Here is a 25,133-nt window from a genome sequence, read left to right as displayed (position 1 = left end):
ACGGCGCGGTCGTTTCGTGGTAGAGGCGCAATATTCCATTCCAGGAGATAAATTCGTGAGTACCAACCGTCCAGTTGTCCTCATTGCAGACAAGCTTTCCCAGTCCACCGTTGACGCACTGGGAGATTCCGTAGAAGTCCGTTGGGTAGACGGACCAAACCGCCCAGAGCTGCTGAAGGCAGTCGTCGACGCAGACGCCCTGCTGGTCCGCTCCGCCACCACCGTTGACGCGGAGGTGCTGGAAGCCGCTAAGAAGCTGCAGATCGTCGGACGCGCAGGCGTGGGCCTTGACAACGTCGACATCGACACCGCCACGGCCAAGGGTGTGATGGTGGCCAACGCCCCAACCTCCAACATCCACTCCGCCTGCGAGCACGCTATCTCCCTGCTGCTGGCCACCGCCCGCCAGATCCCCGCAGCCGACAAGACCCTGCGCGACGGAGAGTGGAAGCGCTCCTCCTTCAATGGCGTGGAAATCCTCGGCAAGACCGTCGGTATCGTAGGCTTCGGCCACATCGGCCAGCTGTTCGCCCAGCGCCTCGCGGCCTTCGAGACCGACATCATCGCCTACGACCCGTACGCCAACCCTGCACGCGCTGCACAGCTGGGCGTAGAGCTGGTGGAGCTGGAAGACCTCGTGGCACGCGCGGACTTCGTCACCATCCACCTGCCTAAGACCAAGGAAACCGCAGGCATGTTCGACGCAGACCTGTTGGCTAAGTCCAAGAAGGGCCAGATCATCATCAACGCCGCCCGCGGTGGCCTGGTCGATGAGCAGGCACTGGCAGACGCCATCAAGTCCGGTCACATCCGCGGCGCAGGCTTCGACGTCTACGCCTCCGAGCCTTGCACCGACTCCCCACTGTTCGAGCTCCCAGAAGTTGTGGTCACCCCACACCTGGGTGCATCCACCGTGGAAGCACAGGACCGTGCCGGCACCGACGTTGCAGCCTCCGTGCTGCGCGCACTGGCTGGCGACTTCGTTCCGGACGCCGTGAACGTCTCCGGCGGAAAGGTCTCCGAAGAGGTTGCCCTGTGGCTGTCCCTGGCCACCAACCTTGGCCGCGTGGGTGGAGCCCTGCTGGGCGCTGCCCCTGCCACCGTTCAGGTCACCGCGCGCGGTGAGCTGTCCACCGAGTCTGTTGACGCCCTGGGCCTGGCCGCACTGCGCGGCGTGTTCTCCGGCGTGATCGACGAGCAGGTCACCTTCGTGAATGCACCAAAGATCGCCGAAGAGCGTGGAGTAACGCTGAAGGTGGAGAAGGCCGATGAGTCCGTCACCCACCGCTCCGTCCTGGAGGTCAATGTCATCGCTGCCGACGGCACCAACGCCGTGGTCACCGGTGCCCTGACCGGCCTGGAACGCGTAGAGAAGATCGTGCGCATCAACGACCGTGGCCTGGACCTGCGCGCGCAGGGCTCCAACCTGTTCCTGGTCTACGGAGACCAGCCAGGCGCCCTGGGCACGGTAGGAACCAAGCTCGGCGCCGAGGGCATCAACATCGATGCCGCAGCACTGTCGCCTAACGATGGTGACTCCACCGCAACCCTGGTGCTGCGCGTGGATAACACCATCCCTGAGGCTCTGCTGGAGGAGATCTCCGCAGAGCTCAAGGCAGAGTCCGCTTTCCAGCTGGACTTCTAATCGAATAGCTGCGTACCCCAATCCTCCCCATCAGCCAGCCCGCGAGGGCAGGCGAAGATGGCGGAGGATTCGTAGCGTACGTACTCATTCATCTTGTCGTTGCGGGACAGCTTCATCTGAATAGGGATGAAGCTTTCCGCAGGTCGGGCAGCGTATGCGATGAAGAACAGGCCCGCGGAGATGTGCCCGAAGCTATCGGAGCCCTCCACGAAGTTGTAGGCCCTTCGCAGAATGCGCTGCCCGTCGTTATTATCCGGGTGAGCCAGGTAGACGTGAGACGTCTCCGGAACCGCAGGCTCCGTTCCCATCACCAGGTCCAGAGGCACGGTATCGTGCTCCTTCGCCGGGTCATCGGCGGTGCCCATCGGCGCACCGGACTTGCGGTAACGCCCGAAGGTCTCCTGCTGATCCTTCAAGGTTTGGCGATCCCACACCTCCAGCAGCATGCGCACGCGGCGCACGCACATGAAGGAACCGCCGTCCATCCAGGTGGGTTCGTCCGACCAGACATAGCTGTCCATGTCGGCGGTTTCCTCGCCCTTGATGTTGCGGGTGCCGTCCTTAAACCCGAACAGGTTGCGTGGGGTGGACTGCTCCTCGCTAGTGGAGCTCGCGCGGCCGTAGCCCAGCTGCGACCAGCGCACTTCCACCACGCCGCTGCCCGCGCGCGTGAGATTGCGCACCGCGTGGACAGCCACCTGAGGATCGTTCGCACAAGCCTGAATCACAATGTCGCCGTAGCACAGCTCCTCCACCAACTGGTCGGAAGGGAACTTCGGCAGCGGCTCAAGCTGTGCCGGCTTCTTCTTTTTCAGCCCGAAGCGGTTATCGAACAGGCTCGGGCCGTAGCCGATCGTGATGGTCAGCTGGTTGGCGGCAAGATCGGCGGCTTCGCCGGAATCCGACGGCACAGCGTACTCGCTGATGTCATCCTGAATCCCATTATTTTTATCCGACGCCGGCTCGCCCGCGCACATGTGCGCGGCCATGCCGGTCCATTGGGTCAGCAGCTTCTTCAGATCCTCGGCCTTCGCGTCCTTCAACACATCCAGCGCCACGATGTGCAGGTTCTCCTGCTGCGGGGTGGCAATGCCGGCCTGATGAGGGCCGTAGAACTCGACGGGGGCTTCCAGTTCCTGCGCCTCGGCGTCGGAGGAATTAAAGGCGGCGACGGCGGCGGCACCGCCACCGACTGCCACGGCGCCCAAGCCCGCACCGGTCAGGAAGGTACGACGGGAAAAAGACGTGCTCATTAGCTCGTCACCTTTTCTTGAACAGCGGAGACCTTCTCCGTCAGCTGGTCCAGAGCCACAGACAGCTCCTTGCGCTGGGACTCGTTGACCTTCTCGTAGCTGATGAAGCCGTCGCCCTCGCGGTACTTATCCAGCAGCTTCTGCACAGCATCGAAGCGCTTGTTGATCTCCTCCAGGAGGTCCTTGTCGCGCTCCTGCAGAGGCTTCTCCAGGGAGGCGATGGCGGCCTTGGAACCATCCAGGTTTGCCTGGAAGTCATAGAGGTCCGTGTGGCTGAAGATGTCCTCTTCGCCGGTGATCTTGCTGGTAGCGATCTCATCCAGCAGACCCTGAGCACCGGAGGCGATCTGAGCGGGGGTGACGGAGTAATCGTCGGCGTTCACACCATCGACCAGCTCGGCCACGTCCTTCTTCAGCTGCTCGGCCAGCTTCTTGGTCTCGTCGGTGATCTTGCCCTTGGTGAACAGGTCCTTCTCGATCGGGTGGAAGCCGGTCCAGTCGTCGCCATCGGCAACGTCAGCCTCACGCAGGTCGATGCGAGGATCGAGGTCATCCGGGAAGGACTCGGCAACAGGCTCAATGCGCTCGTATGGGGTGCGGGCGATCGGGTAGAGCTTCTTGGCGGTCTCTACATCGCCGGAGTCGATGGCTGCGGTGAACTCATCCACCTGGGACTGCAGGGCCTTGGTCTGACTGCGGACGTAGTCCAGGTAGCGGTCCACGGCCTCAGACAGGGCTGCATCGCCCTCGGCGAGGTTCACGGAATCACCCGTGACCTTCAGTGGCCCCTGGATTCCTTCTCCGACCATGCCAGGCTTGCACTGGGTGAGGTAGGAGCCGGCTTCCTGGATCTCCACCACCAGGTTACGGGTGGCGCCTGGGCCGATGTTCTCCACCTCGCCCAGGATGCGGCCGGCCTCGGTGAGGACGTAGAACTCATTGACCTTCGAACCGTTGTTGGTGATAGTGAAGGTGTTGGTACCGGTCGTTGCGTCCGTGGTGCTGAGCTCGCAAGCGGTGTCCGTGGCGGCAACGGTGATGGCTTCGCTGGTGTCTGCCTTGTCCGCGCAGGCGACCAAAAGGCCTGGGATCAGCAAAAGGGGAGCGGCAACGCGAATGGTTTTGAATGGCTGAGTAGTCATGAGGACTTCTTTCTATCCGATGTAATCCGAAGAGAGTGGTTAACGAGCGGTGTGCTCGGATGTGGTGTCAGCGGATGCTGCTGGAGCATGGGCCTCGGTGGCTTTAGCCTCGGAAGCCTTGGTCGTGGAGGCCGTGGCCTTGGTGGACGGAGGCTTCAAGAAGAGGACCATCGCGACAACCAGGTACACTGCCCATCCGATGAAGGACAGAAGTGTGGGTTGAGGGACGATGTTAAACATGCCTTCCAGCAGGGATGCGTACCACGTTCCTGGGGTGAGCACGGCACTGATGTCAAAGGCGTATGTGTGCACGCCGGGCAGCACACCTGCCTCTTGAAGATCACCGATGCCGTAGCGCAGGATTCCCGCGGCAACGATCACCAGCAGGATTCCCACCACCTTGAAAAACACCGCAAGGTTGATCTTGATGGCACCCTTGTACATGGCCACACCCAGGACAACGGCGATAGCCAGGCCGGCTGCGAGTCCCAGGATGGGTGTGGAATTGTCGCTGGTGATGCTGTCGAACACCAACAGGATGGTCTCGATGCCTTCGCGGGCCACCGCGATGAAGGCAACAAACCACACGGCGCGTGGGCCGATGGCACTGTCCATCTTTCCTTTGAGCTCTGCTGCGATGTTGTGACCAGCCTTGGACATCCACAGCAGCATCCATGTGATCATGGCTACGGTGATGAGGCTGGCGATACCGCCGATGAGCTCTTGGCCGATGGTGGACAGCGTTTTCGTTCCGAAGTGGATTCCGGCAAACGCCGCCAGGGTGACAATCAGTGCTGTGGCTACACCTGCCCACAGCCAGGGGAGTTCTTTTGTACGTCCCGTTTTCTTTAGGTAAGCAGCCAGGATCGTCACGATCATGGTTGCTTCAAGGCCTTCGCGCAGGCCTATGAGGAAGTTTGCGTACAGCACGCTAAATTTCCATTTCTCTTGAACAGTCAAGGCTAACGCTGGTTTGCCTTAGCCTGTCCTTAGCGTAAGGACAATTCTAGTTAAGCCAGTTCTGTACTTTTTTTCAATAAGCCATGCCTGAAGTGTGTCCAAAAGTGGGTAGCACACCTATGCCCACTGACGGACGCGGAAGAAAAGCCTGGGCCATGCGGAGGTGAGGCGCTTGGTTGCCATCGCCATCATTCCCCACACAACACCCACGGTGACGGGGATCTGAATGAGTAGTCCCAGCCAGGCGTTGTCGAGCATCACGTACGCTACAATGCCTGGGACCACCATCACCATGATGGCCAAGGAGAACGTTCCCATAAGTACTGCGGCGCCAGCGCTATTGTTGTTCTTCTGAATGTGGAGTGTGCCCTTGGGCTTGGCGGTGGGGGAGGGCGCGAGGACTGCACAGAACAACCCCAGGGCGATGTTCATCGCCATCACCTGAACCGCGAGCCCCACGACAACAACCCACAACGGGGAAAAGTGGTGCAGAACGCCCAGTGCACTGCCGATGAGTGCCGTCCAGCCCAGCATCACCGTGGCCCCAGCTGCCCAGCGGGACCACAGGAAGGCGCGGGCAGGAACACCGGCGGCCAGGTGTACCCAGTTGGCGGGTCCGTCCATGCCGATGTCATTGGCGAGGAAACTACCAGAGGCCACGACGACAAAACCCAGGCTGAACCAGGTCATGTAGTGGTCCTCGCCGGTCATGCCGAGAAAGAAGTAGGCCACACCCATGAGAGGCAGCATGATCATGTTGGCCAGCTGGCGTGTATCGCGAATCCAGTAGCGCAGCGCGCGGGAATACAGAGCGCCGAATTGGCCGGGCCGCGCCCAGGGAACCAGGATCGTGCGGTGGGCACGGCGCGTGATCTCCGCGCCGCCCCGAGAGCGAGCAATCGGGTGCCGGATCATGGAGCGCACAGCCCGATGCCACAACCACACCGCTACCGTCACGCTGAGCAATGCCACGAGACCATGCCCCAGGATTGTTCCCGCTGAAGTGCCGTCCGCGACGGTCGCTGGGGCCCCTGCGGCAGCGGCGGCGGCGAACGGCGTCCACCCTATGATCGGCAGAAGGGAGGACACGGCGTCCACGGGGCTGGCGTCCGTCGTGGTCTGCAAATACACCATGAAACCAACCAGTCCGCCCATGAGCACCACGGTGGTCAGCACCGCCAGGCGCTCCTGCAGCTTCGTGCCCTCAATGCTGGTGAGGGCTTGGGAGACGGCCTCACCCAAGGCCACGGTGATGAGTAACTGTGCCACGCACGCTAGCGTCCACCACACGGCCTGCACGCCACCGAAGACCACGGATCCTATGGCCGCCATGATGAGCGTATTGACCACGCTGATGAAGGCCGTGGAGTGGACGAACGTGCCGAGCATCAAACCCACGAGCACTTCGCGGCTGGACAGCGGAAGGGTAGCGAGGTGCCGGGGCTCCACCTGGGTTTCAGACGAGGGATAAAGAAGGGCTCCCAGCAGGTAGACAGTACAGCCCAGCGCCATGGTGAAGATGAAGCCGCTGGGGTCCCCGTTGTCCTGGTACAGCACGGCGGAAAAGATGCCCAGGCTCACGCACTGGCCGACAACGAGCACGCCTACCAGGATCGTGCCGATCAGGGTGGGAATGGATGTGCTCACCGTGCGTTTCCACAGCACCCACTGGAGGGAGAGCAGGGTGCGGGTGGTGTGATTCCAGACGATGCTAGTCATGCTGATCATCCAGCCAGGTCAGGCTGCCCTCCGTCACGTGACGGGCACCCACCAGCTCTACGAAGCGGTCCACCAGGGGCTTGCCCTGCGCCAGTTCCTCTAGTGGTCCTGCAGCGCGCACGGTGCCCTCGTTAACGATGGCCACGTGATCGCACAGGTTCTCCACTAGCTCCATCACGTGGGAACTCATCACTACGGTGCCTCCTGCGGTCACATAGCGGCGCAGGATCTGGCGAATGACCTGCCCGGAGACAGGGTCGACCGCCTCAAAAGGTTCATCCAGGATCAACACTCTCGGGTTGTGGAGCAGGGCACCCGCCAACAGAATCTTCTTGGTCATACCCGCCGAGTAGTCCGCGATGTACTTGCGCTGGGCGCCCTCCAAATCCAGGGCGCTCAACAGGTCGTTGGTGCGCTGGGTGATATCCTCCGGCGACAAGCCGCGAAGGTTGCCCAGGTAGCTGAGGTACTCGCGCCCACTCAGCCGGTCGAACACATCCAGGGAATCGGCGAGTAGCCCGAAGTGTTGCTTCGCAGAAATCAGGTCATCAGGGTTGCTGGACCATATATCGTGGCCGCAGATGGACACGCGCCCGGCGTCGGGTTCTAAGAGGCCTGTGGCGATCAGGATCGCTGTCGTTTTACCGGCCCCGTTGGGCCCGACCACGCCGTAGAAGCTGCCGCGGGGGATATCCAGGGTGAAATTGTTGAGGGCGTAGTGCATGCCGAAGCGTTTGGACACGCCGATGAGGGACAGTGCGGGCGAGTGGGCGTTCGGGCTGGGTTCCATAGTGTGGAGTCTAATGCGCTATAGGGTGTTGCGTTGGGCTTTCTGCTACAGTGACTGTGATCCAATATGTGAGACTAAGGAGTCCATAGAATGAAACTCGCTGTGATTGCCGGCGATGGCATCGGCACCGAAGTGGTCCCAGAAGCCCTCAAAGTCCTCCGTGCCCTCCGCGATGACATCGACACAACCGACTACGACCTCGGAGCCCGCCGCTACCTCCGCAACGGCGAGACACTCACGGACGCAGATCTGGATTCCCTGAAAGAACACGACGCCATCCTGCTCGGCGCCATCGGCGACCCCCGCACCGTGCCCGCCGGTGTGCTGGAGCGCGGCCTGCTCCTGCCACTGCGTTTCAAGCTAGACCACGCGGTGAACCTGCGCCCATCCAAGCTGTACCCGGACTCCACCAGCCCACTGGCCAACCCCGGCGACATTGACTTCGTTGTGGTGCGCGAAGGCACCGAAGGCCTCTACTGCGGCAACGGCGGCACGCTGCGCGAAGGCACCGACCAGGAAGTGGCCACCGAAGTCTCCCAAAACACCTACTACGGCGTGGAGCGCGTGGTCCGCGACGCATTCGAGCGCGCCCAATCCCGCCGCAAGAAGCTGACCTGGGTCCACAAGACCAACGTGCTGGTCAACGCCGGTGGCGTGTGGCAGCGCGCCATCGAAACCATTGGTGCCGAGTTCCCCGAAGTCACCGTGGATTACAACCATATCGACGCCGCAACGATCTACATGGTCACCAAACCACACGAATACGACGTGATCGTCACGGACAACCTCTTCGGCGACATTCTCACCGACCTGGCGGGTGCCGTGACGGGAGGAATTGGTTTGGCAGCCTCCGGCAACATCGACCCGTCCCGCCGTAACCCCTCCATGTTCGAGCCGGTGCACGGATCCGCGCCAGACATCGCGGGACAGGGCATCGCTGACCCGTGCGCCACCATCCTCTCCGCGGCGCTGATGCTGCGGCACCTGGGTGACGACGCGAATGCTGAGGCGATCGAGAAGGCCGTCCTGGATGAGGTCTTGAGCCGCGATGGCTCCCCGATCAAGACCTCCGAGGTGGGCGACCGTATCGCTGCGGCAGTGAAGGGCTAGCACTACGCCCTTTCTGCATCAAAACACTTTCCCAAACCCACCCGCTCCAGCCACGGCACCCGCTACACTTCACCTATGTCGGTCGAAATAGAAGAGGTCCGTGGCTTCCTCGCGCAGTTCCCGCCCTTTAGCTCCCTCGATGAGCAGGCCTTAGCCACCGTCAGCCGCTCCATGGAGATCCGCTATGCCAGCCGCGGCGACACCCTCGTCACGGCCGGCCAACCCAACGATTACGTCCACGTCATACGCTCCGGCGCCGTAGATGTGATGGATAGCGAGGGCGTGCTGCTGGACCGCCGCGAGGCCGGGCGTTCCTGCGGCTATTCCACGCTGGTGGGGGAGAATTCCTCCCTGTACACCATGGTGTGCGTGGAAGATAGCTTGATTCTCATGTGGCATCGCAGCCACTTTGCGCCCATCGCGCAGCACTATCCGGAAGTAGCCCGCTATTATGCGGGCCTATCCGTGCGCATCAAAGCAGCTGCCCAGAGCCTGCACCAGGAGTCTCATTCGGATGCCCTGCGCACGCAGATCGGAAGCTTCTCCATCAAAAACCCCGCACACATCGGCCCCGAGGTTACGGTTCAGAGGGCGGCCCAGACCATGGAGGAGATGAACGTATCCTCCCTGCTGGTTGTGGATGGGGGCACGCTGGACGGCGATCTGTTGGGTATTGTCACGGATCGCGATCTGCGCCGCGTGGTGGCCGATAGCTTGTCGAACGAGGCCAGCGTCTCTGAGATCATGTCCACCTCTCTGCGTACGGTCACCAGCGATCAATTGGTGTTTGAGGCTCTGCTGATCCTCACAGAGCTGCGCATCCACCACCTTCCCGTCGTGGACGGTGGAAAGATCACGGGCATTGTCACCGCGGCGGACATCATGCGCCTGATGCAGGCCAACCCGCTGTACCTGACCGGGGACCTCTCCCGGCGAGAGTCGCCCGAGGAGATGGCCGAGGTGTACACCCAGGCCCATCAGATGGCGGTGCGCTTCATCGAGCGCGGCGCCAATCCAGCAGAGGTCACGGGCCTGCTGACGGTGGTGGCCGATGCGATGCTGCGTCGCCTCGTGGAGCTTGCGCAACGCAGTCTGGGGCCTGCGCCGATTCCGTGGGCGTTTGTGGTGTTGGGAAGCCAGGGGCGCCGGGAGATGGGCCTGGCCAGTGATCAGGACAACGCCTTGATCTTGGATGATTCCTTTGACGAGGAGCAGCATGGCGCCTACTTCGAGCAGTTAGCCGAGTACGTGTGCCAGGGGCTGGCGACCGCGGGCCAGGCCCTGTGCCCGGGCGACATGATGGCTACCAACCCGCAGTGGCGGATGACCGTGGGGCAGTGGCGTACCGCGTTCCATGGCTGGATCACGGCTCCCGGAGGGGACGCGCTGCTGTACGCGCAGACCTTCTTCGACATGCGCGCGGTGTGCGGTGACGTGGAGCTCGCCGAGGCGGTTCATGCGCAGGCGATGGAGTCTGCCCAGGGCAGCCCCCGCTTGCATGCCCAGTTGGCGGCGTTGGCGGCGCGCCGGGAGCCTCCGGTGGGCATTTTCCGGGGCCTGGTGGTGGATCGTCGTGGCGAGTACCGCAACACCCTTGATGTGAAGAAGGGCGGTACGGCGGCGATTGTGCAGATGGCTCGGTTGTTTGCCATCGTGGGCGGCCAGGATGTGCTGGGGAGCGTGGCGCGCATCGAGGCGGCGTCGGCGTTGGATCATCCTCCGGTGTCCCCGCGCAGTGCGGAGGATCTGCAGGCTGCGTTGGAGTTTCTGAACACACTGGTGCTTCGTCATCATGCGGAGCAGGTGCGCCGGGGCGAGCAGCCGGATTACCACATCAATCCGCAGCACTTGCCGAAGTTGGATCGTGAGCACCTGCGGGATGCGTTCCAGATCATCAAGGGGTTGCAGAATGCGTTGTGCCTGAAGTACCCGGTGCGGAGTATGTAGGATGGCAAGATATTTTCGATCTCGACGCCGGGCGTACGGTGCCTTGGAGCGTTTCTATAGCATTCCCGGCCCGTCGAAGGGTACGGCGCTGGATCAGGCTCCGTTGTTGGCGGTGGACGTGGAGACCACGGGCTTAGATCCGCGGAAGCATCGAATGCTGTCCATCGGATGGGTTCCGATCAATGGGCGAGGCATTGCTCTGCAGGGAGCCGGCTATTGCCTGATTAATACGTTGGGGGCTGGGTCGGTGGGGGAGTCCGCCACGATTCACGGCCTGACGGATGAGGCGTTGGCGTTGGGTGTGAGCCCGGTGGCGGCGATGGAGCAGCTGTTGGAGGCGCTGGAGGGCCGGGCATTGGTGGCGCATTTTAGCTCGATTGAACGCGACTTCTTAAGTGCGTTGTGCCGCGAGCATTTCGGCTCAGGATTGTCGGTGCCGGTGGTGGATACGTTTGAGCTGGAGCGACGGCACATGGAGCGTATGGGGACGTTTCCGCGGGGTGAGGATCTGCGGTTGCCTCGGGTGCGCGAACGCTACGGTTTGCCGCGGTATTCCTCCCATAATGCCCTGACCGATGCGTTGGCGTGTGCGGAGCTGTATCTTGCGTTGGCCGCCCGGTCGCGGGCAACAACCGTGGGCGGGATGCTTGTGTGAGCTCGGGGTGATGCTTCTATAGATAGCTCTAAGTAACCCCAAGCGCGCGAGCGTGGAGGGGTGCGCTAGAGTGATAAACCATGCGTATTGCCCGAATTGCTCACCCAGAGGGAATGGCTTTTGCCATCATCGAAGGTGGTCAGCCAGACGGAACTGGTGCCACCTGTAGAGAGATCGAAGGCCACCCATTTGCCCAGCCGGAGTTCACCGGAAAATCTTGGCCTATCGAAGATGTTCGACTGTTAGCCCCCATTCTTCCCTCCAAGGTTGTTGCAGTTGGCCGCAACTACGCCGATCACGTCAAGGAAGTGTTCAAGCAGGGCGCTGAGCACTTGCCTCCAACGATCTTCCTGAAGCCACCCACAGCGGTGGTGGGCCCTGAGGCTCCGATTCGCATCCCTGAGTGGGCTACCAAGGTGGAGTTCGAAGGCGAACTGGCCATCGTGATTGGCAAGCCCTGCAAGGACGTAAACCGGAACAACTGGAAGGACGTTGTGCTGGGCTTCACCATCGTCAACGACGTCTCCTCCCGTGACCTGCAGTTCGCCGATGGTCAGTGGTCCCGCGCCAAGGGCTTGGATTCCTTCTGTCCGCTGGGCCCGTGGATCGAGACGAACGTGGATGGCATCGAGATCGATAACCTGCCTATCAAGGCTCACTTGACCCACGACGGCACCCGCGAAACCAAGCAGGATTCTAACTCTGAGCAGATGATTAAGACGATTCCAGAGATCGTCGAGTGGGTGTCCGAGGCCTTCACCCTGCTGCCGGGCGACGTGATTTGCACGGGTTCCCCTGCAGGTACGGCGGAGATGGTTCCAGGCGATCGCATTGAGGTGGAGATCCCTGGCCTGGGTACCCTGGCGAACCCCGTCGAGCGGTACTAAACGCGGTACTCATCCGCTAGACCACGCGCAGCGCTGCCGGCACATTCAGTGCCCGCAGCGCTGTTTGCAATTTAGCGCTGGTTTCGTCGGTCTCGGCGTTGGGGGAGGAGTCCACCACAATGCCGCCTCCAGCCCAGGCTCGGGCATTGTTGTCCTCCACCATCGCGCAGCGGATGGACACCATGTACTCGCCATCGCCGGTGGAGTCGCACCAGCCCACAAACCCGGCATAGAACTCCCGTGGCTCTTCCACCTCCGTGATGATGCCCAGCGCGTCGTCGGTAGGCGTGCCGCCGATCGCGGGAGTGGGGTGCAGCATCAGGGCCAAGTCCAGCGCGGAGTAGTCGTCGTCCTTGAGCCGCCCGCTGATGGGCGTGCCCAGGTGGATCATCTCTGAGGTTTCGTGAATGGACGGGGTGGCGGGGATCGTGAGGGATTCGCAGACCGATTCCAGCACCTTGCGGTAGTGATCCACCACGTAGCGATGCTCGTCGAAGTCTTTGGAGGAGTGCATCAGATTGCGCGCGGTGGCCTCGTCCACGGACAGGGTGCCGGTGCGTGGGGCGGACCCAGCCAAGGGGAAGGCGGAGATGTTCCTGCCGCTTCGACGGATCAGGACTTCCGGGGAGCTTCCCACGAACATAGCATTGACATGCTCGTCGCGCCCGGTACTGGACAGATCCACGGCAAAGCCGTCGCGGTTGGCCGAGAGATCCAGGAATCGCGCCGCAATGAGCAGCGGGTCCGGGGCGTGCTCGTAGGTCACGTCCACGGCTCGCGCTAGCACGACCTTCTCTAAGCGGGTCTGCGCGATGGTGGCTACGGCTGCCGCCACCGTGGCGCGGTGTTCGTCGGGGCTGGTTGCCGCCTCCACGGAGGTGACGGTGAGGCTCTCGGCTGCTTCCTTGCCTCGGAAGAACGCCGGTGGCTCCAGAGGCCCTTCGGCGCGGATCACGCGTTCGGGCTCCACCAGGGCGCTGCGCTCCGAGGTGTTGAAGGGAACGGCTCCCACCACCAGGTCTACGTCGCGGTCGCGCAGTGCCGTGGCCGCCTCGAAGGGGTCCGTGAAGGAGCTTTTCGCGCCTTGGGTGCGCAGGGAGCGATCTGGTCTGGATAGCAGAAAGTCCGGGGCGGTCCCCGGCTTGTTCTGCTTAAAACTCATGCGCCTGAGTCTACCGAACGCTCACACAACGGGCTTAGCCGCGTCCGAGGTACGGCATGCCAGCAGCCGTGAGGGTCACCTGATCTGCACTGACCGTGAGCGGCAGGTTCGCGAGGGCCACGATCATGCGCCCAGCTTCGATGGCATGGAACATCGGCTCCTCACCGGTGAACGCCCCCAGAAGATCAGTCTTGGCATTACCGATGTCGAGCTCGGTGGCGACGATGCCCAGCCCACGTCCGTCGAGGCTCAGCGAGGTGGTGAGGCTGGCGATGGCGGCCTTCGTGGCGGCGTACGTTGCCGCAGCCGGGCGAGGGGAGTGGGCTGCGATAGATCCGTTGTTGATGATTCTGCCTCCACCCGTGTCCGCCATGTGGGCAAAAGCAGCCTGGGAGCACAGGAATGTTCCGCGGAGGTTAGTGGCCACGGCGGCGTCGAACTGTTCGATGTCGATGCTGTCGATCCGCCCGGTAGGTCCCGGAACTCCGGCATTGTTGATCAGCACGTTGATATGCCCGTAATGGGCCACGATCTGGTCAAAGGTGGAGCGCACGCTTTCGGCATCTGTGATGTCGCAGATAAACGCGCGGTGATCTCCGTCCGCGCATTCACCGAGCGTGTCTTGCAAGGTTTTTTCCGTCCGCCCCACCGCGGCGATGGCCCAGCCATCGGCAGCCAATGCAGTAGAAAACACGCGGCCTAGTCCGCCGCCGGCACCCGTAATCACAGCAACTTTCATAATCGAACAGTGTAGCCGCCTGTGTAGCCCGAACACCCTAAAATGGAGTTATGCACTTAGGCCCTCGCCCCACAGACATTCCCGTGAACTCCTTTTCCCAGCCCATAGGGCCCGCCGTGGACAACTGGTCTCCACGGCCGTACCCGCAGGGCGTTGTGCTCCACGGGCGTTATTGCCGCGTGGAACCACTCGGCATGCACCACGTGCTGGATCTGGCCCGCGCCTTCGAGGCCTATCCCGATTCCCGCTGGCGAACCTACCTACCCATCACGGAGGGAGAGGATCTGCGCGATGTGTTCGCCTTTAACGTCGGCCAATCCGATCCCCTTCACTTCGCGATCATCTCCCTGGACACCGGCGCCGCAGTGGGCACCGTGGCGCTGATGAGCCAGAAGCCGGAGCACGGCAGCATGGAGATGGGCTGGGTCATGTATTCCCCTCAGCTGGTGCGCACCCGTGCCGCCACCGAGGCCCAGTACCTGTTGATGCGCTATGTGTTCGACCAGCTGGGCTATCGCCGTTACGAGTGGAAGTGCGATTCCTTGAACGCCCCCTCTAAGGCAGCGGCCCGTCGCCTGGGATTCATCGAGGAGGGGACGCTGCGCAACGCCGTAGTGTATAAGGGTCGTTCGCGGGATACTACGTATTTCTCCATGACGGATCAGCAGTGGACCGGCCGCAGGGGCTTCGACGGGGTCCGGGCGGGCTTCGAGCGCTGGCTGGATCCCCGCAACTTCCACCAGGGCCAGCAACGCTATTCCCTGGCCGTGATGAGGGCGTTTACTGCAGTGAACTGCAGCATCGGCCAGGAGGACTGGGCAACCGCCGTCGCCGAGACCCCCTTTCAGCGCGTGGAGTTGTGGTGGCCGTTCACCACCCCGGTGCCGCAGCAAGACCAGGTGGAGCAGCTCATCAGCACGCTCAGCGACAACACTAAGCAGCTCGTGGCCTTGAACATCTACGGGGGCGACCTCGCCGCGGGGGATCGGGGTGTTCTGCATGCCGAGCCGGACACGCAGGGTTGGGTCGATGTTCTGGAGAAGATCCACCGGGCCACCGGGGTGCGCCGATTCAACCTGTTGCTGGGTCGCGGTGGCAATCAATTATCCGACGCCCAGCGCGATGCCTTCACAGCCCTCGCCAACGCCGTGGGCCACCGATTTTCTGGGGTAGTGATGGTGGAACCATTAAGCGGGCTGGAGGATTACCCTGTGACATCCCTTGCCGAGGCACAGCCGCTGCTGGGCGATCATGCCGGCCTTCTGCTAGACGTCTACCACCTTGCTGCTCAGGGGCAGTCATGGGAGGACATCACCCAGGCTCTGCTCGGTACAGACGGAGGCACAGAAGACAGCACAGAGGCGAACACAAGCGAGCCAAGCACACACCTCCTGGACCGCGTGGCGCACGTGCAGTTCGCCGATGCACCCGGCCGCGGCGCGCCGGGAACCGGGGACCTGGACTGGCAGTCCATCGTGGAGGATCTGCGCGCGTGGGGCTACTCGGGTGACATTGTGCTGGAGCACCTGTAGCGGGTGCTTACTACTGGCGCTCACTACCTGCGCACATCGCCTACGCGCACCACCTAGGCACTGAAGGTGATGAGCGGGCAACCGTGAACCGGATGCGTGGAGATTACCGCATCCACGCCGTAGACCTCGCGGATAAGCTCGCTGGTGAGTGCCTCGGCCGGCGTGCCCAGGGTGACCACACTCCCCTGCGCAAGGACCAGCACACGATCGCAGAACATCGCCGCGAGGTTCAGGTCGTGGAGCGCCACGATCGCCGTCGCCTCCAAGGAGGAGACCAGCTTCAGCAGCTCCAGCTGGTGCTTAATGTCGAGATGGTTGGTGGGCTCATCCAGAATCAGCTCCTTGGGCTGTTGAGCCAGCGCACGGGCGATGTGCGCCCGCTGTCGTTCGCCTCCCGATAATTCATTCCACAGCCGATTCTCCATGCCCGAAAGGCCCGTGCAGGTGAAGGCGTGGTGGATGGCGAGATGGTCGGCGTCGGTCTGTCCTCCCCATCGGCTACGGTGAGGGATCCGGCCCAGCCGCACCACGTCGCCCACGGTGACATCCACGGCACTATCCGCATGCTGGGTAACCACGGCGACGGATTGGGCGAGTTGCTTGTGCGGGATACGTGACACGGCGCGTTCATCCAGGGTAACCACGCCCGTGGTGGGGCGGTCGAAGCCGGCGAGCAGGCGGATCAGCGAGGACTTGCCCGAGCCGTTGGGACCCAGCAGGCCCAAGGTTTCGCCGTCTCGGACCTCCACAGTCACGCCGTCGACCACCAGGTTCCCGCCGCGATTCCAGGACACGTTGTTCGTGCTGAAGCTCATCGGATGCCCTTCCTTTTCACCAATAGTGCAACAAAAACAGGCACGCCCACCAGGGCTGTTCCCACTCCCGCGGGCAGTGGGGTGGGGCTGAAGATGACGCGGCTGAGGGCGTCCACCCACACCATGAACAGGGCACCAGCGATGACAGTCACGGGGATGAGGCTGGAGTGTGTGGGGCCCACCAGCAGACGGCCGGCGTGGGGGAGGACCAGCCCGATAAACCCGATGGCACCGGCAACGGAGACTAGCGTGGCAGTCAGCAGTGCGGTCAGCGACAGCAGGGCCAGGCGCGCCAGTGGCACGTTGATGCCCAGTGACCCTGCTACGTCGTCGCCGAAGGTGAAGGCGTCCAGCACATGGGCGAAGATGCAGCATAGCGCTACGGCCACGGTGACCACGGTGAGGCACAGCCACACATCCTTCCACCTCACACCCTCCAGCGAGCCGAGGAGCCAAAACATCACGCCGCGGGTCTCATCGGAATCGGCGAAGGCAAAGATGATGAGGGAGGTCACGGCGGAGAAGAGCTGGGTGGCAGCAACACCGGCGAGCAGGATGATGGATCCGGTGCCGCCAGCCATGCGGGCGATCCACAGTACGGTGGCGAAGCTGATCATCGCTCCCACGAAGGCGCCAAGGGATAGGCCTACCGACAGCCCGCCGATGCCCAGCACACCCACGACCACCGCGCCGGTGGAGGCGCCGGAGGAGATCCCCAGCACATAGGGGTCAGCGAGTGGGTTTTTCAGCAGAGATTGCATGATCACACCGCACAGGGCCAGGCCTGCGCCGCAGCACGCGGCCACGAGCGAGCGGGGCAGGCGGTCCTCCCACACGATGGCATCTTCAGACCTTCGGACGGGAATGTCCGTGGAGAAGAGATGGTTGGTGAGGATGTCACGCACGTTGACCAGGGAAATATCTGCCGTGCCCAGGGTGATGACCATGCCGATCGACGCCAACAGCGCCACGAAAGCCACGGCCGTGATGAGCAATGCTTTGAGCACTCGGGCGCGAGGTTGCTCGGCGCGGGAGAACGGTGCAGGTGTATCACCGGAAGCCACACGCGGGTCAGCAGTGGGCGCGTTACTTGTCATGGGCTTCCAGGTAGGCGGCGATCTTTTCCAGGGCGTCGGCAAAGCGGATGGAGGGGTTCAGCTCGGCTCCGTGGAGTGTGATGAAGTGTTCATTCTTGACCGCATCCATGGTTTTGGTGACGGGGTCGGTGGCCAGGAACTCCTTCTTATCGGCTAGCTTGTCGCCGGGAAAGCGGTTGCGCTCCAGGTCCCCAAGGACCAGGATGTCCGGGTTTTTGTCCACAACGTCTTCCCACGTTGCGGCGATCCAGTCATCCTTTTCGCTTGCGAAGATGTTGGTCAGGCCGGACTCCTGAGACAGGATGTTGCCGAACCCGTAGCCACCGGAAAAGTAGGGGGTTTTGGTGTCCGCGAACCAGAAGCCCACGGTTTCACCGTGGGAGTTGATCTTTTCTTGGGCCAGAGCCACGCGATGCTTCAGGTTGTCGATGAGCTCCTGGCCGCGTTTGCTGACATCGAAGATTTCCGCAATGACTTCGATATCCTTGTAGATCTTGTCTGCGGTCAAGGGGGTGGTGCGGGTGCCGCCGCCGTTAATCATGAGGGGGCCTTCGCAGTCCGCGTAGGACAGCAGCGCTGGGGTGTCGGTTTCTCCGAAGCGGTCCCGGGTGGCCACTCCGCCTTCCTTCTTGTAGTGGCGGCCGAAGGAGCTGACCACCAGATCAGGGTCCTTGTCCATGACGGCTTCGTAGGTGGGGGCGTTGTCGGACAGGCGCTCAACGGTGTTGTTAGCTTCTTCCAGTTCGGGCAGGACAGGATCTGTCCACGATGCGGTGCCGACCATGTGCTCCTGGAGCCCTAAGGAGAGCATGATTTCGGTCATGCCTTGGTCCAGGGAGACCACGCGCTCGGGAACCTTCGTGAATGTGAACCGTTGTCCGCAGTTGTCTACGGTGAGCGGGAATTGAGTTGTGCCCTCTGCCTTCGCGGCAGTCACGGAGCGGGAGGATTCGTGGGAGCTGACGGGTTCAGATTCGCCACAGGCTGTGAGGAGCAAGGTAGCAGTGAGGCCGCAGGAGAGCAGTGCGGCGCGAGGGGAGAGGGCCATGGTGTCCTTTCGGGCAGTGGTTTAAGGATTGTTCTCAGCGTTGTAGCGAGAGTCTGCGATCACATGCGCTGAGGTGGATGACATGCCCCGAGTGGTGCATGAATCTCTGAAAGGATAGCCATATTTAGGGTTGCCTAGGATAACTCAACTGTGCGGCCCGAACGCTGTCCTGCTCTTTTGGGGAGTTGTGAGAGAAAAATCACGTTCCCGTCGGTGTGCACAAGCTGATGCGCGAGGATGCCCGTGGAGAATCGAAGAGTGCTGAGGTTATCGCCGAGCCTCGTTCCACCAATTCACCCATTCGCATGTCACGATCGATACGTCCGTCAACTCGCTCCACTTCCTGCTATGGATGAGATGATGCTCCCGTACTGTGATCTGTGATCTTCAGTGGTGAAGCAGTGTAGTTGTTTCTACCGCAAACAATGGAATGGTTCAGAGTCTGCAGCGGCAACGCCTCGGTACGCATCGGATCAGACAGCGCCCACCCGGCAATCCGATGAGAAAATCAGAGTGCAGATCCTTACGCTTCTCCGCTCGTGTGCTGACAGGGCTTCTTCAACGTCAAGCACTTGAACTTGACCGAGCAACGATCCCGGTTCAAATCGATGAACTAGATCATTTCCGACGTTGTGGGTCGAGAACTGAGGCGAAAAGCCGGGGCAGCCTTCACGATGAGCGGCCTGCGTCTATTGGCGAGCTGTCTGCCATGAAACCCCTAGCTGTGAGGCTACCGCCTGGCACACGGCCTGCATCGACAAGGTTTCCGCCGCGATGCGGTGTTATCTCCCGCCGTTAGCGGAAGGTCTCCACTAGCCACTCGATGTAGTCATCTTTAAACCTGTATCCATCCGGAGTCTCAACAAGAACGCCCGAGCTAGTCCGGCGTTCCCACCATACATCATTAGCCTTCCGAAAGGAGACTAATCCGGACCAACCGTGCTCGCTCAAAAAAATCCCATGCAAAAGATCAGCTTCATTTATTGCGCCATTTTCACTTCCGCCACGAGGGGCAAGCCAAGACTCCAAGCTATAGTGACCGCCGAACGGCTGCGAAAGAAAGAAAAGAAGATCCTGAAAACGACATGATTCCTCCTGACAATACATTTGTAAACAATCCTTACTAGCAATTCCCTCCGCAGCGCGCCGAAGGATCATCTCCATATCCTCATAAGGGCTTGCCGCAATTGCCTTGCGCAACATTTCCCCTAAAGAGCCATGCCGTGCCAAATATAACCCTTCTTGACCTCTATACTTTGAAGCCTTACCATTGTACTCAGCGGATGGCTCCAGCATCTCCAAAAACTCAGTAAACGACTCCGCGATAAGCGTAAATTCTCCAGGGAAGTCATTGTTTAAATATAAAATGGAGTGCACGGGAAACTCTTCGAGATCATAATTAATCACAATGCACTCGTGCATGCCAGAATCAAAATTTCCGATCAGTAACACCTCAGAAGGTATCTCCCACTCTTCAGCCAGGAAAATGCCAGCTTCAGTCAAATCCTGATCATAATCATCTGGATGACCATTGCCGAGAATCAACTCCACCTCAGACTCTAACTCTTCGCCATGAGCAAGCTGGATACCTGGGAGAACTGCGTTCTTCCCGCTAAGCTCACCTCCTCCGGTTTGCATAATGAACTTGCGGTAGTCCTTGGGAAGCTTACGCCCAATCTTCTTCTCTATCGCCCGAATGCGAAAAATTCCACAGGGCTTACCTGGGTACATTAATTCAATATCTGAAAAATTCATGAAAACTCCTTAGATTTCGTTGATGAGGTCGGGTTACACAGCTTGCTTGCCCCAGATAGCCCAGCCACCGGTATGGCGAACCACCTGATGCAATTCCCGAGGTATGAGCTGCATCCGACCTGTTTCTTCATGATGATGCCATACAAGACGGTGTTTCTTTCGGAAATCCTTATCGATTCCGATGGCGTCATCAGCTGCCTTAACATCTTTATACCGGGAACCCTGGGGCTTGATGGTAACATCCGGTATCTTTCCGGATGGAATGCCATATTCTTCCGGTTTTGCTATGTTGTTATCGAAGATTGGGTAGCCCTTCTCGCTGAAGTAAATATCACCGTATTGTTCGTGGAATCCTTTCGGCATCCTCGAGACATCACCGTTGCGCCACTTACCACCAGCATACCGCGCATTGATCGGGTATCTGTTTGTTCCGGGGACTTTCTTAACACCCGGGGGTATCGGACACTTCTTAACAACCGGCGACCACGGCGGCGCACGCCCTGGCCTGCCCACCAACCACTCTTGCTGCCCGTGCGGCGTCGATCTCGACCACCCCGCGCCGCGCTGCAGCACACACCCAGCCGGCACCAACGCATCATCCAACACCGCCCGGAAACGCGACGTAGCAAGCGTGGCCTTAATATCCCCAATCTTGCCCACCAGCTTCTTCATCACCGGCAACGCCTTACCCAATTTCGCAATTTTACCTATCGGCAACGCTCCCACCGCCGCCCACAAACACCCGGAAACATCCCCCTTAAAACAATCCAACACATCCTTAATCCCCACCACATCCAACAACACATCCAATGCCTCAGCCCCTACCTGCTGCTTAATCGCATCCAACAGACTCGTCGGGCGGGCCTGCACCTCACCCTCAGCAGCCGCCGCCCGGTACTGCTCCTGCTCAGACAACTGTTTCTCCCACGCAAACCCATAGGCCTGCTGCGCCGCCAGCCCAGCCCGATGAGCATCCACGCCCGCCGCATCAGCCGAACGACGCGCCTGCCCAGCAGCCCCCGCCGCCAGTGCAGCCGACTCGTACCCTTGAGCAGCAAAACTTGCAGCCTGATCCGCATTCCCCGCAGCCTCACGCGCATCACGACCAGCCTGATCCGCCGCCGCATGCGCGCGCTGCTGCTGATGCACCGCAACCTGCAACGACTCACCCGCCTTTCGCGCATGATCCGCCGCCGCTACCGCCGAACGTTGCGCCTGACCAGCCCACCGCGCCGCCTCAGCAGCATACCGACCAGCCTGATCAGCCTGGCCCTGGGCCATCACAAACCAACGCTGAGCCTCGGCAGCATCCTGACTGGCCTGCTGAGCCGCCGTAAAACCCCTCTCCAACACACTCTGAATATGCTCATCATGACTCACACGCTGCGCATCCGCCGCTGCACGACGCGCAGCCTCCACAGCAATAAACTCATTCAGACCCTCCCGATCACCTAACACTGCAGCCTCCGCCGCAGCTTTGACCTCCGGGCCACCCGTCCGAGCAAGCTCATACGCCTGCCGCAGCTGATCCTCAAACACAGCACGCTCAAAACCGCCACCACGAACAAAGGCCTCCAACGCCTCCGGCGTATTAGCCCGCAACGCCTCATCAGCCGCCGCAGTAACGGCATCCCCGCCCGCACCACGCAATTGCCATGTCCGTTCCAGCAACCCTGGCTTGCGCAACTGCGGCAACTGATGATCAACAAACTCTCGTAAAGCCTCCCCACTGTCATAACTGACACGATCAGCAGCCTCCCGTACTCCAGGATCAGGATCATTGAGAGCCACAAACTCCACTTGAGCGTGCGCATCAATCACCACCGCCTGCTCAAAATCCTCAACAAAGGCCCGGACATCCTCATCACGCCCAGAGACCAACGCCACAGCCGCACTACCCGCCACCGCAGGAGTGCCCACCTCAACCGCACTGACTGCCAACTGCCTCACCCGAGCCACATCCACCCCAGCACCATCCGAGCCGGACGCTAACGCAGCCAACTGCTCCATATCAGCCGCGAGCCTGTCCTGCTCAGCCCGCTGATGTTCCTCTAGCTCATCCTGGGCATCCTGTGCTGCTCGGGCCTGCCGGGCTTGATCTTTTAAAAACTCAGCTTCCTGCGCCAAACGCTGATCCGCCGCTTCACGCGCCACCGCACTGATCTCCACCGCAAGCTCCACCGCCTCCACAGCCTTAACCGCAGCCTCCTGCGCATCCCGCGCATTATCCCCAGCCCGCTGCGCAGCCAGGCCAGCCTGACCCGCAAACACCGCCGCATCCTCGGCCGCCACACCACTACGCTCAGCATGCACAGCCGCCTCACCCGCCGCCGCCCGCGCCTGAGCAACCAACCCACCAATACGACCCACCAACCCATCAACCTCACCAGCCGCCGCCCGCGCCCGAGACGCCGCCGCCCGCGCCCGCGCGGCACCCTCACGCGCCTGAGCCGCCACACCACCAACACCAGCAGCAGCGGCAGCCTCACCCGCCGCAGCAGCCGCCGCATCAGCATTCACCGCCGCCGACGCCGCCGCCCGTCCCGCAGACCTGGCAGACCCCGCGGCCGCATCCGCATGCACAAACGCCTCCGCAGCACGCCGCGCCGCCGAGGCGGCATCCCGAGCCTGCTCCGCAGCCACACGCGCCTGAGAAGCCACCGAGGCATCCACCCCCGCCGCCGACGCCCGCGACAACGCCACCTGAGCCGCCACACGCGCACGAGAGGCCGCATGCGCCGCACGCGCCACCGCATCCGCAGTAAACCGCAACGCCTCACGCGCCTGACCCGCAGCCACCACCGCCTGATCCGCCGCCACCGCCGAACGCTCAGCCAACCGGCCCGCAGACTCCGCCGCCCGACGACCACGATCCTGCGCCCGATCCGCCGCCACCGCCTCATCACGCACCCGACCTAACGCCGCTTTCGCAGCCTCAGTAGCACGACGAGCCTGATCCGCATTCTGCGCAGCCGCATCTGCCTGCTGCCGCGCCCGCTCAGACTCACCCACCGCCGCATCCACCAACTCGGACACACTCACCGTCTCCGCATCTTGTGCTGCAGCCACAAACTGCCCATACCGTAAAAACGTCTCAATCGCCGTATCCGAGCCCACCCGAATCGCCTCAGCAGCACCCGAAGCCACCGTCGGTTGAGCCGAACGTGTTAACGCATACACCTCACGACGCCGATCATGACGCCTAGCCACCTCCAACCCTGAGGCCGCAAACTCACCCAACGCCTCAGCAGAATTGAGCTGCAACGCAGCATCCGCAGCCTGCTTCACACTCGAACCCTCCCGCGCAGCCGCGGCCTGCCACGCCACCGCCCGATCATCAACCACCTGCGCCTGATCCCACCGGCTGGTGATAAACTCCACCAACGCCTGCTCACCTCCGGCATCCACAGCATCCTGGGCCGCAGCCTGCACCGCCGGGCCACCCACCGCCGCAACAGTCACCACAATCTCACGAAGATCCTGCACACGAGCCTCAACCAAACCACCACCAACATAGGCATCCCACTGCTCATCCCCACCACCCAACACCACCTCCGCCGCCGCACGCGAAGCCACAAAACCACTACCCAACATCGACACCGCAAACTCCCGAGCCTGCTGCCGATCACCCACCCGACCCACAACAACCAACCCCTCAGCCGCCGCAACCTCCCCAGCCCACGACACCTGCACCCCCACCACCACAGACACCACCACACTGACACACACCACGCACCACACACGACACGCACGAGCTACACGGGATAACACAGGCATCTCACGATGCGCGCGGGACTCAGTTGTGCGGGTGTGCGGCATGTAGGGCTGCTGTGGTGGGTGGCGATGATTCATCTCGACGATCTCGTTTTCTTTACTCCATGGGCTTGTGTCAACGACTCGAACATCACTGTCACTGTCGTACGGTGGTTAGGGGCGTGCCAGGGCTTGATCGCTGAACCATCGACTGCTAGCAGAATTCACCGCAGCCAGGCCCAATCCACCTCCAGGGGTGACAGCTAGGGCTGTGTTGCGATCCGCAGCCCATGTCAGGCGGGTTGATGTCACCACTGACGTGTCAGCCGTGGCGCACCATGTGGCATGAGCTGGCGTGGGATGGGCAGACAAGGACACGGATGTCCGGCTGGTGGCCTGCAGGTACGTCCCCGGGTAGGCGGCTGATTCCAATGAGATGCACGCGGGATCAGACAACCCAGTGGTCACCAGGAACGATCCGTCAAGCCGGTCAGGAAAGGAACTGTTACGTGTCAGGTCTGATGTGGTTGCACCAAGCCAACTCACGCGGGCAACGCGTCCGAACGTGGCAGGGGAGGCCGAACGCAACGACACGTAGTTCGGTGCACCTGGTGCCCCTGGCGTCAGCGACGTAGTGGACGCTCCCGTGCTGGTGGCTACCGGGGAGACGTGGAGTTCAACGATGGTGGATCCGGCGTTATTGACATCGACGCTGCTGACCTGTCCAGGCTGGACTGTGGCTTGCCAGTAGACAGCTCCGTGGGGCAGCTTGAATGCGACGCTGACTGGGACAGTGAGGTTATTGACCACACCGTAGGACCCGGTGAGGTGCATCGCTGCCCAACCAGTAGGCCTGGCCAGCGCAAAGCAGGCACTCAATGACGCCAGGGAGGATGAATCCACACGGATCTGTTCCGCCCGGGCACCGCAATGCTCGGTGATGATGCCACCATCCCCGGCAAGGATAGAGACTGCCTCCTCGGCGGTGGCAGCAGGTAGGGCTGCACTACTGGCAACAACAGCAACAGCGGCAATAATGCCACGGCGCAGCAGCGATGACACAGACATATTGGTTGGGGTAACTCTTTCTTAGGACAACAACTTAAAAAGATGAGGGTGGCTGA

Annotated in this window: 19 protein-coding genes; 6 read left to right on the top strand and 13 right to left on the bottom strand. The window is 61.6% G+C overall.

The genetic code is table 11. The features are described from left to right. Positions 1-55: 55 nt before the first annotated feature. Positions 56-1,645 carry a phosphoglycerate dehydrogenase gene (gene serA, locus IAU67_RS05810; protein ID WP_151841762.1) on the top strand — a complete coding sequence of 530 codons (1,590 nt, stop codon included), beginning with the start codon at positions 56-58 and terminating at the stop codon, positions 1,643-1,645. On the opposite strand, the gene efeB is transcribed toward serA, so the two are convergent. From efeB to IAU67_RS05785, 5 genes are all read right to left on the bottom strand, one after another. Next, positions 1,642-2,898, bottom strand: coding sequence for an iron uptake transporter deferrochelatase/peroxidase subunit (gene efeB, locus IAU67_RS05805; RefSeq protein WP_151841761.1), 1,257 nt, complete (start codon positions 2,896-2,898; stop codon positions 1,642-1,644). The genes serA and efeB overlap by 4 nt on opposite strands. Further along, on the bottom strand, positions 2,898-4,040 hold the full coding sequence (gene efeO / locus IAU67_RS05800) for an iron uptake system protein EfeO (protein WP_151841760.1): 1,143 nt from the start codon (positions 4,038-4,040) through the stop codon (positions 2,898-2,900). Before efeO ends, efeB begins: the two co-directional genes overlap by 1 nt. A gap of 39 nt (positions 4,041-4,079) precedes the next feature. Then, positions 4,080-4,970, bottom strand: coding sequence for an iron uptake transporter permease EfeU (gene efeU / locus IAU67_RS05795; RefSeq protein ID WP_151841759.1), 891 nt, complete (start codon positions 4,968-4,970; stop codon positions 4,080-4,082). A 147-nt stretch (positions 4,971-5,117) separates the two neighbouring features. Continuing rightward, complete coding sequence (locus IAU67_RS05790) at positions 5,118-6,719, bottom strand: hypothetical protein (RefSeq protein WP_151841758.1); 1,602 nt, start codon at positions 6,717-6,719, stop codon at positions 5,118-5,120. Continuing rightward, positions 6,712-7,509 (bottom strand): ABC transporter ATP-binding protein, encoded by a 798-nt coding sequence (locus IAU67_RS05785; RefSeq protein ID WP_151841757.1) that lies wholly within the window; start codon positions 7,507-7,509, stop codon positions 6,712-6,714. Before IAU67_RS05785 ends, IAU67_RS05790 begins: the two co-directional genes overlap by 8 nt. A 90-nt stretch (positions 7,510-7,599) precedes the next feature. On the opposite strand from IAU67_RS05785, the gene IAU67_RS05780 reads away from it, so the two are divergent. The 4 genes from IAU67_RS05780 (at position 7,600) to IAU67_RS05765 (ending at position 12,108) form a co-directional block, all read left to right on the top strand. Continuing rightward, complete coding sequence (locus tag IAU67_RS05780) at positions 7,600-8,619, top strand: 3-isopropylmalate dehydrogenase (RefSeq protein ID WP_151841756.1); 1,020 nt, start codon at positions 7,600-7,602, stop codon at positions 8,617-8,619. A 75-nt stretch (positions 8,620-8,694) separates the two neighbouring features. Further along, positions 8,695-10,566 (top strand): DUF294 nucleotidyltransferase-like domain-containing protein, encoded by a 1,872-nt coding sequence (locus IAU67_RS05775; protein WP_151841755.1) that lies wholly within the window; start codon positions 8,695-8,697, stop codon positions 10,564-10,566. A 1-nt stretch (position 10,567) separates the two neighbouring features. Then, entirely contained in the window at positions 10,568-11,221 is a 654-nt protein-coding gene (locus tag IAU67_RS05770) for an exonuclease domain-containing protein (RefSeq protein WP_151841754.1), read from the top strand. 80 nt (positions 11,222-11,301) lie between these two features. Then, positions 11,302-12,108, top strand: a complete 807-nt coding sequence (locus tag IAU67_RS05765; RefSeq protein ID WP_151841753.1) for a fumarylacetoacetate hydrolase family protein — start codon at positions 11,302-11,304, stop codon at positions 12,106-12,108. Between the two features lie 16 nt (positions 12,109-12,124). Here IAU67_RS05765 and IAU67_RS05760 read toward each other — a convergent pair whose 3' ends face one another. Together IAU67_RS05760 and IAU67_RS05755 are read right to left on the bottom strand one after the other, a co-directional pair. Beyond that, positions 12,125-13,270, bottom strand: coding sequence for an isochorismate synthase (locus tag IAU67_RS05760; RefSeq protein ID WP_151841752.1), 1,146 nt, complete (start codon positions 13,268-13,270; stop codon positions 12,125-12,127). 34 nt (positions 13,271-13,304) lie between these two features. Further along, on the bottom strand, positions 13,305-14,009 hold the full coding sequence (locus tag IAU67_RS05755; RefSeq protein ID WP_151841751.1) for an SDR family oxidoreductase: 705 nt from the start codon (positions 14,007-14,009) through the stop codon (positions 13,305-13,307). A gap of 50 nt (positions 14,010-14,059) precedes the next feature. Between IAU67_RS05755 and IAU67_RS09960 the strand changes: the two genes are divergently transcribed. Beyond that, on the top strand, positions 14,060-15,541 hold the full coding sequence (locus tag IAU67_RS09960) for a GNAT family N-acetyltransferase (RefSeq protein WP_151841750.1): 1,482 nt from the start codon (positions 14,060-14,062) through the stop codon (positions 15,539-15,541). Positions 15,542-15,594: 53 nt separating this feature from the next. On the opposite strand, the gene IAU67_RS05745 is transcribed toward IAU67_RS09960, so the two are convergent. From IAU67_RS05745 to IAU67_RS05720, 6 genes are all read right to left on the bottom strand, one after another. Continuing rightward, a complete protein-coding gene (locus tag IAU67_RS05745; RefSeq protein ID WP_151841749.1) occupies positions 15,595-16,356 on the bottom strand; it encodes an ABC transporter ATP-binding protein in 762 nt (253 codons plus the stop codon). Then, positions 16,353-17,453, bottom strand: coding sequence for a FecCD family ABC transporter permease (locus IAU67_RS05740; protein WP_187767866.1), 1,101 nt, complete (start codon positions 17,451-17,453; stop codon positions 16,353-16,355). Before IAU67_RS05740 ends, IAU67_RS05745 begins: the two co-directional genes overlap by 4 nt. Further along, positions 17,443-18,501, bottom strand: coding sequence for an ABC transporter substrate-binding protein (locus tag IAU67_RS05735; RefSeq protein ID WP_151841748.1), 1,059 nt, complete (start codon positions 18,499-18,501; stop codon positions 17,443-17,445). Before IAU67_RS05735 ends, IAU67_RS05740 begins: the two co-directional genes overlap by 11 nt. Before the next feature lie 795 nt (positions 18,502-19,296). Further along, on the bottom strand, positions 19,297-20,256 hold the full coding sequence (locus IAU67_RS05730) for an SMI1/KNR4 family protein (protein ID WP_151841747.1): 960 nt from the start codon (positions 20,254-20,256) through the stop codon (positions 19,297-19,299). A gap of 33 nt (positions 20,257-20,289) precedes the next feature. Beyond that, a complete protein-coding gene (locus IAU67_RS05725) occupies positions 20,290-23,988 on the bottom strand; it encodes an HNH endonuclease (protein ID WP_225723455.1) in 3,699 nt (1,232 codons plus the stop codon). Between the two features lie 195 nt (positions 23,989-24,183). Then, positions 24,184-25,077, bottom strand: coding sequence for an AbfB domain-containing protein (locus IAU67_RS05720; protein ID WP_151841746.1), 894 nt, complete (start codon positions 25,075-25,077; stop codon positions 24,184-24,186). Positions 25,078-25,133 lie beyond the last annotated feature (56 nt).

Origin of the sequence: Corynebacterium zhongnanshanii (assembly GCF_014490575.1) — a bacterium.
Lineage (GTDB): Bacteria > Actinomycetota > Actinomycetes > Mycobacteriales > Mycobacteriaceae > Corynebacterium > Corynebacterium zhongnanshanii.
This window is presented reverse-complemented; position numbering and strand designations above follow the sequence as displayed.

Coding starts and splice junctions, on each gene's coding strand:
- efeB (WP_151841761.1), bottom strand. CDS start 2,898: ATGAGCACGTCTTTTTCCCGTCGTACCTTCCTGACCGGTGCGGGCTTG.
- efeO (WP_151841760.1), bottom strand. CDS start 4,040: ATGACTACTCAGCCATTCAAAACCATTCGCGTTGCCGCTCCCCTTTTG.
- IAU67_RS05790 (WP_151841758.1), bottom strand. CDS start 6,719: ATGACTAGCATCGTCTGGAATCACACCACCCGCACCCTGCTCTCCCTC.
- IAU67_RS05785 (WP_151841757.1), bottom strand. CDS start 7,509: ATGGAACCCAGCCCGAACGCCCACTCGCCCGCACTGTCCCTCATCGGC.
- IAU67_RS05780 (WP_151841756.1), top strand. CDS start 7,600: ATGAAACTCGCTGTGATTGCCGGCGATGGCATCGGCACCGAAGTGGTC.
- IAU67_RS05775 (WP_151841755.1), top strand. CDS start 8,695: ATGTCGGTCGAAATAGAAGAGGTCCGTGGCTTCCTCGCGCAGTTCCCG.
- IAU67_RS05770 (WP_151841754.1), top strand. CDS start 10,568: ATGGCAAGATATTTTCGATCTCGACGCCGGGCGTACGGTGCCTTGGAG.
- IAU67_RS05765 (WP_151841753.1), top strand. CDS start 11,302: ATGCGTATTGCCCGAATTGCTCACCCAGAGGGAATGGCTTTTGCCATC.
- IAU67_RS05760 (WP_151841752.1), bottom strand. CDS start 13,270: ATGAGTTTTAAGCAGAACAAGCCGGGGACCGCCCCGGACTTTCTGCTA.
- IAU67_RS05755 (WP_151841751.1), bottom strand. CDS start 14,009: ATGAAAGTTGCTGTGATTACGGGTGCCGGCGGCGGACTAGGCCGCGTG.
- IAU67_RS09960 (WP_151841750.1), top strand. CDS start 14,060: ATGCACTTAGGCCCTCGCCCCACAGACATTCCCGTGAACTCCTTTTCC.
- IAU67_RS05745 (WP_151841749.1), bottom strand. CDS start 16,356: ATGAGCTTCAGCACGAACAACGTGTCCTGGAATCGCGGCGGGAACCTG.
- IAU67_RS05740 (WP_187767866.1), bottom strand. CDS start 17,453: ATGACAAGTAACGCGCCCACTGCTGACCCGCGTGTGGCTTCCGGTGAT.
- IAU67_RS05735 (WP_151841748.1), bottom strand. CDS start 18,501: ATGGCCCTCTCCCCTCGCGCCGCACTGCTCTCCTGCGGCCTCACTGCT.
- IAU67_RS05730 (WP_151841747.1), bottom strand. CDS start 20,256: ATGAATTTTTCAGATATTGAATTAATGTACCCAGGTAAGCCCTGTGGA.
- IAU67_RS05720 (WP_151841746.1), bottom strand. CDS start 25,077: ATGTCTGTGTCATCGCTGCTGCGCCGTGGCATTATTGCCGCTGTTGCT.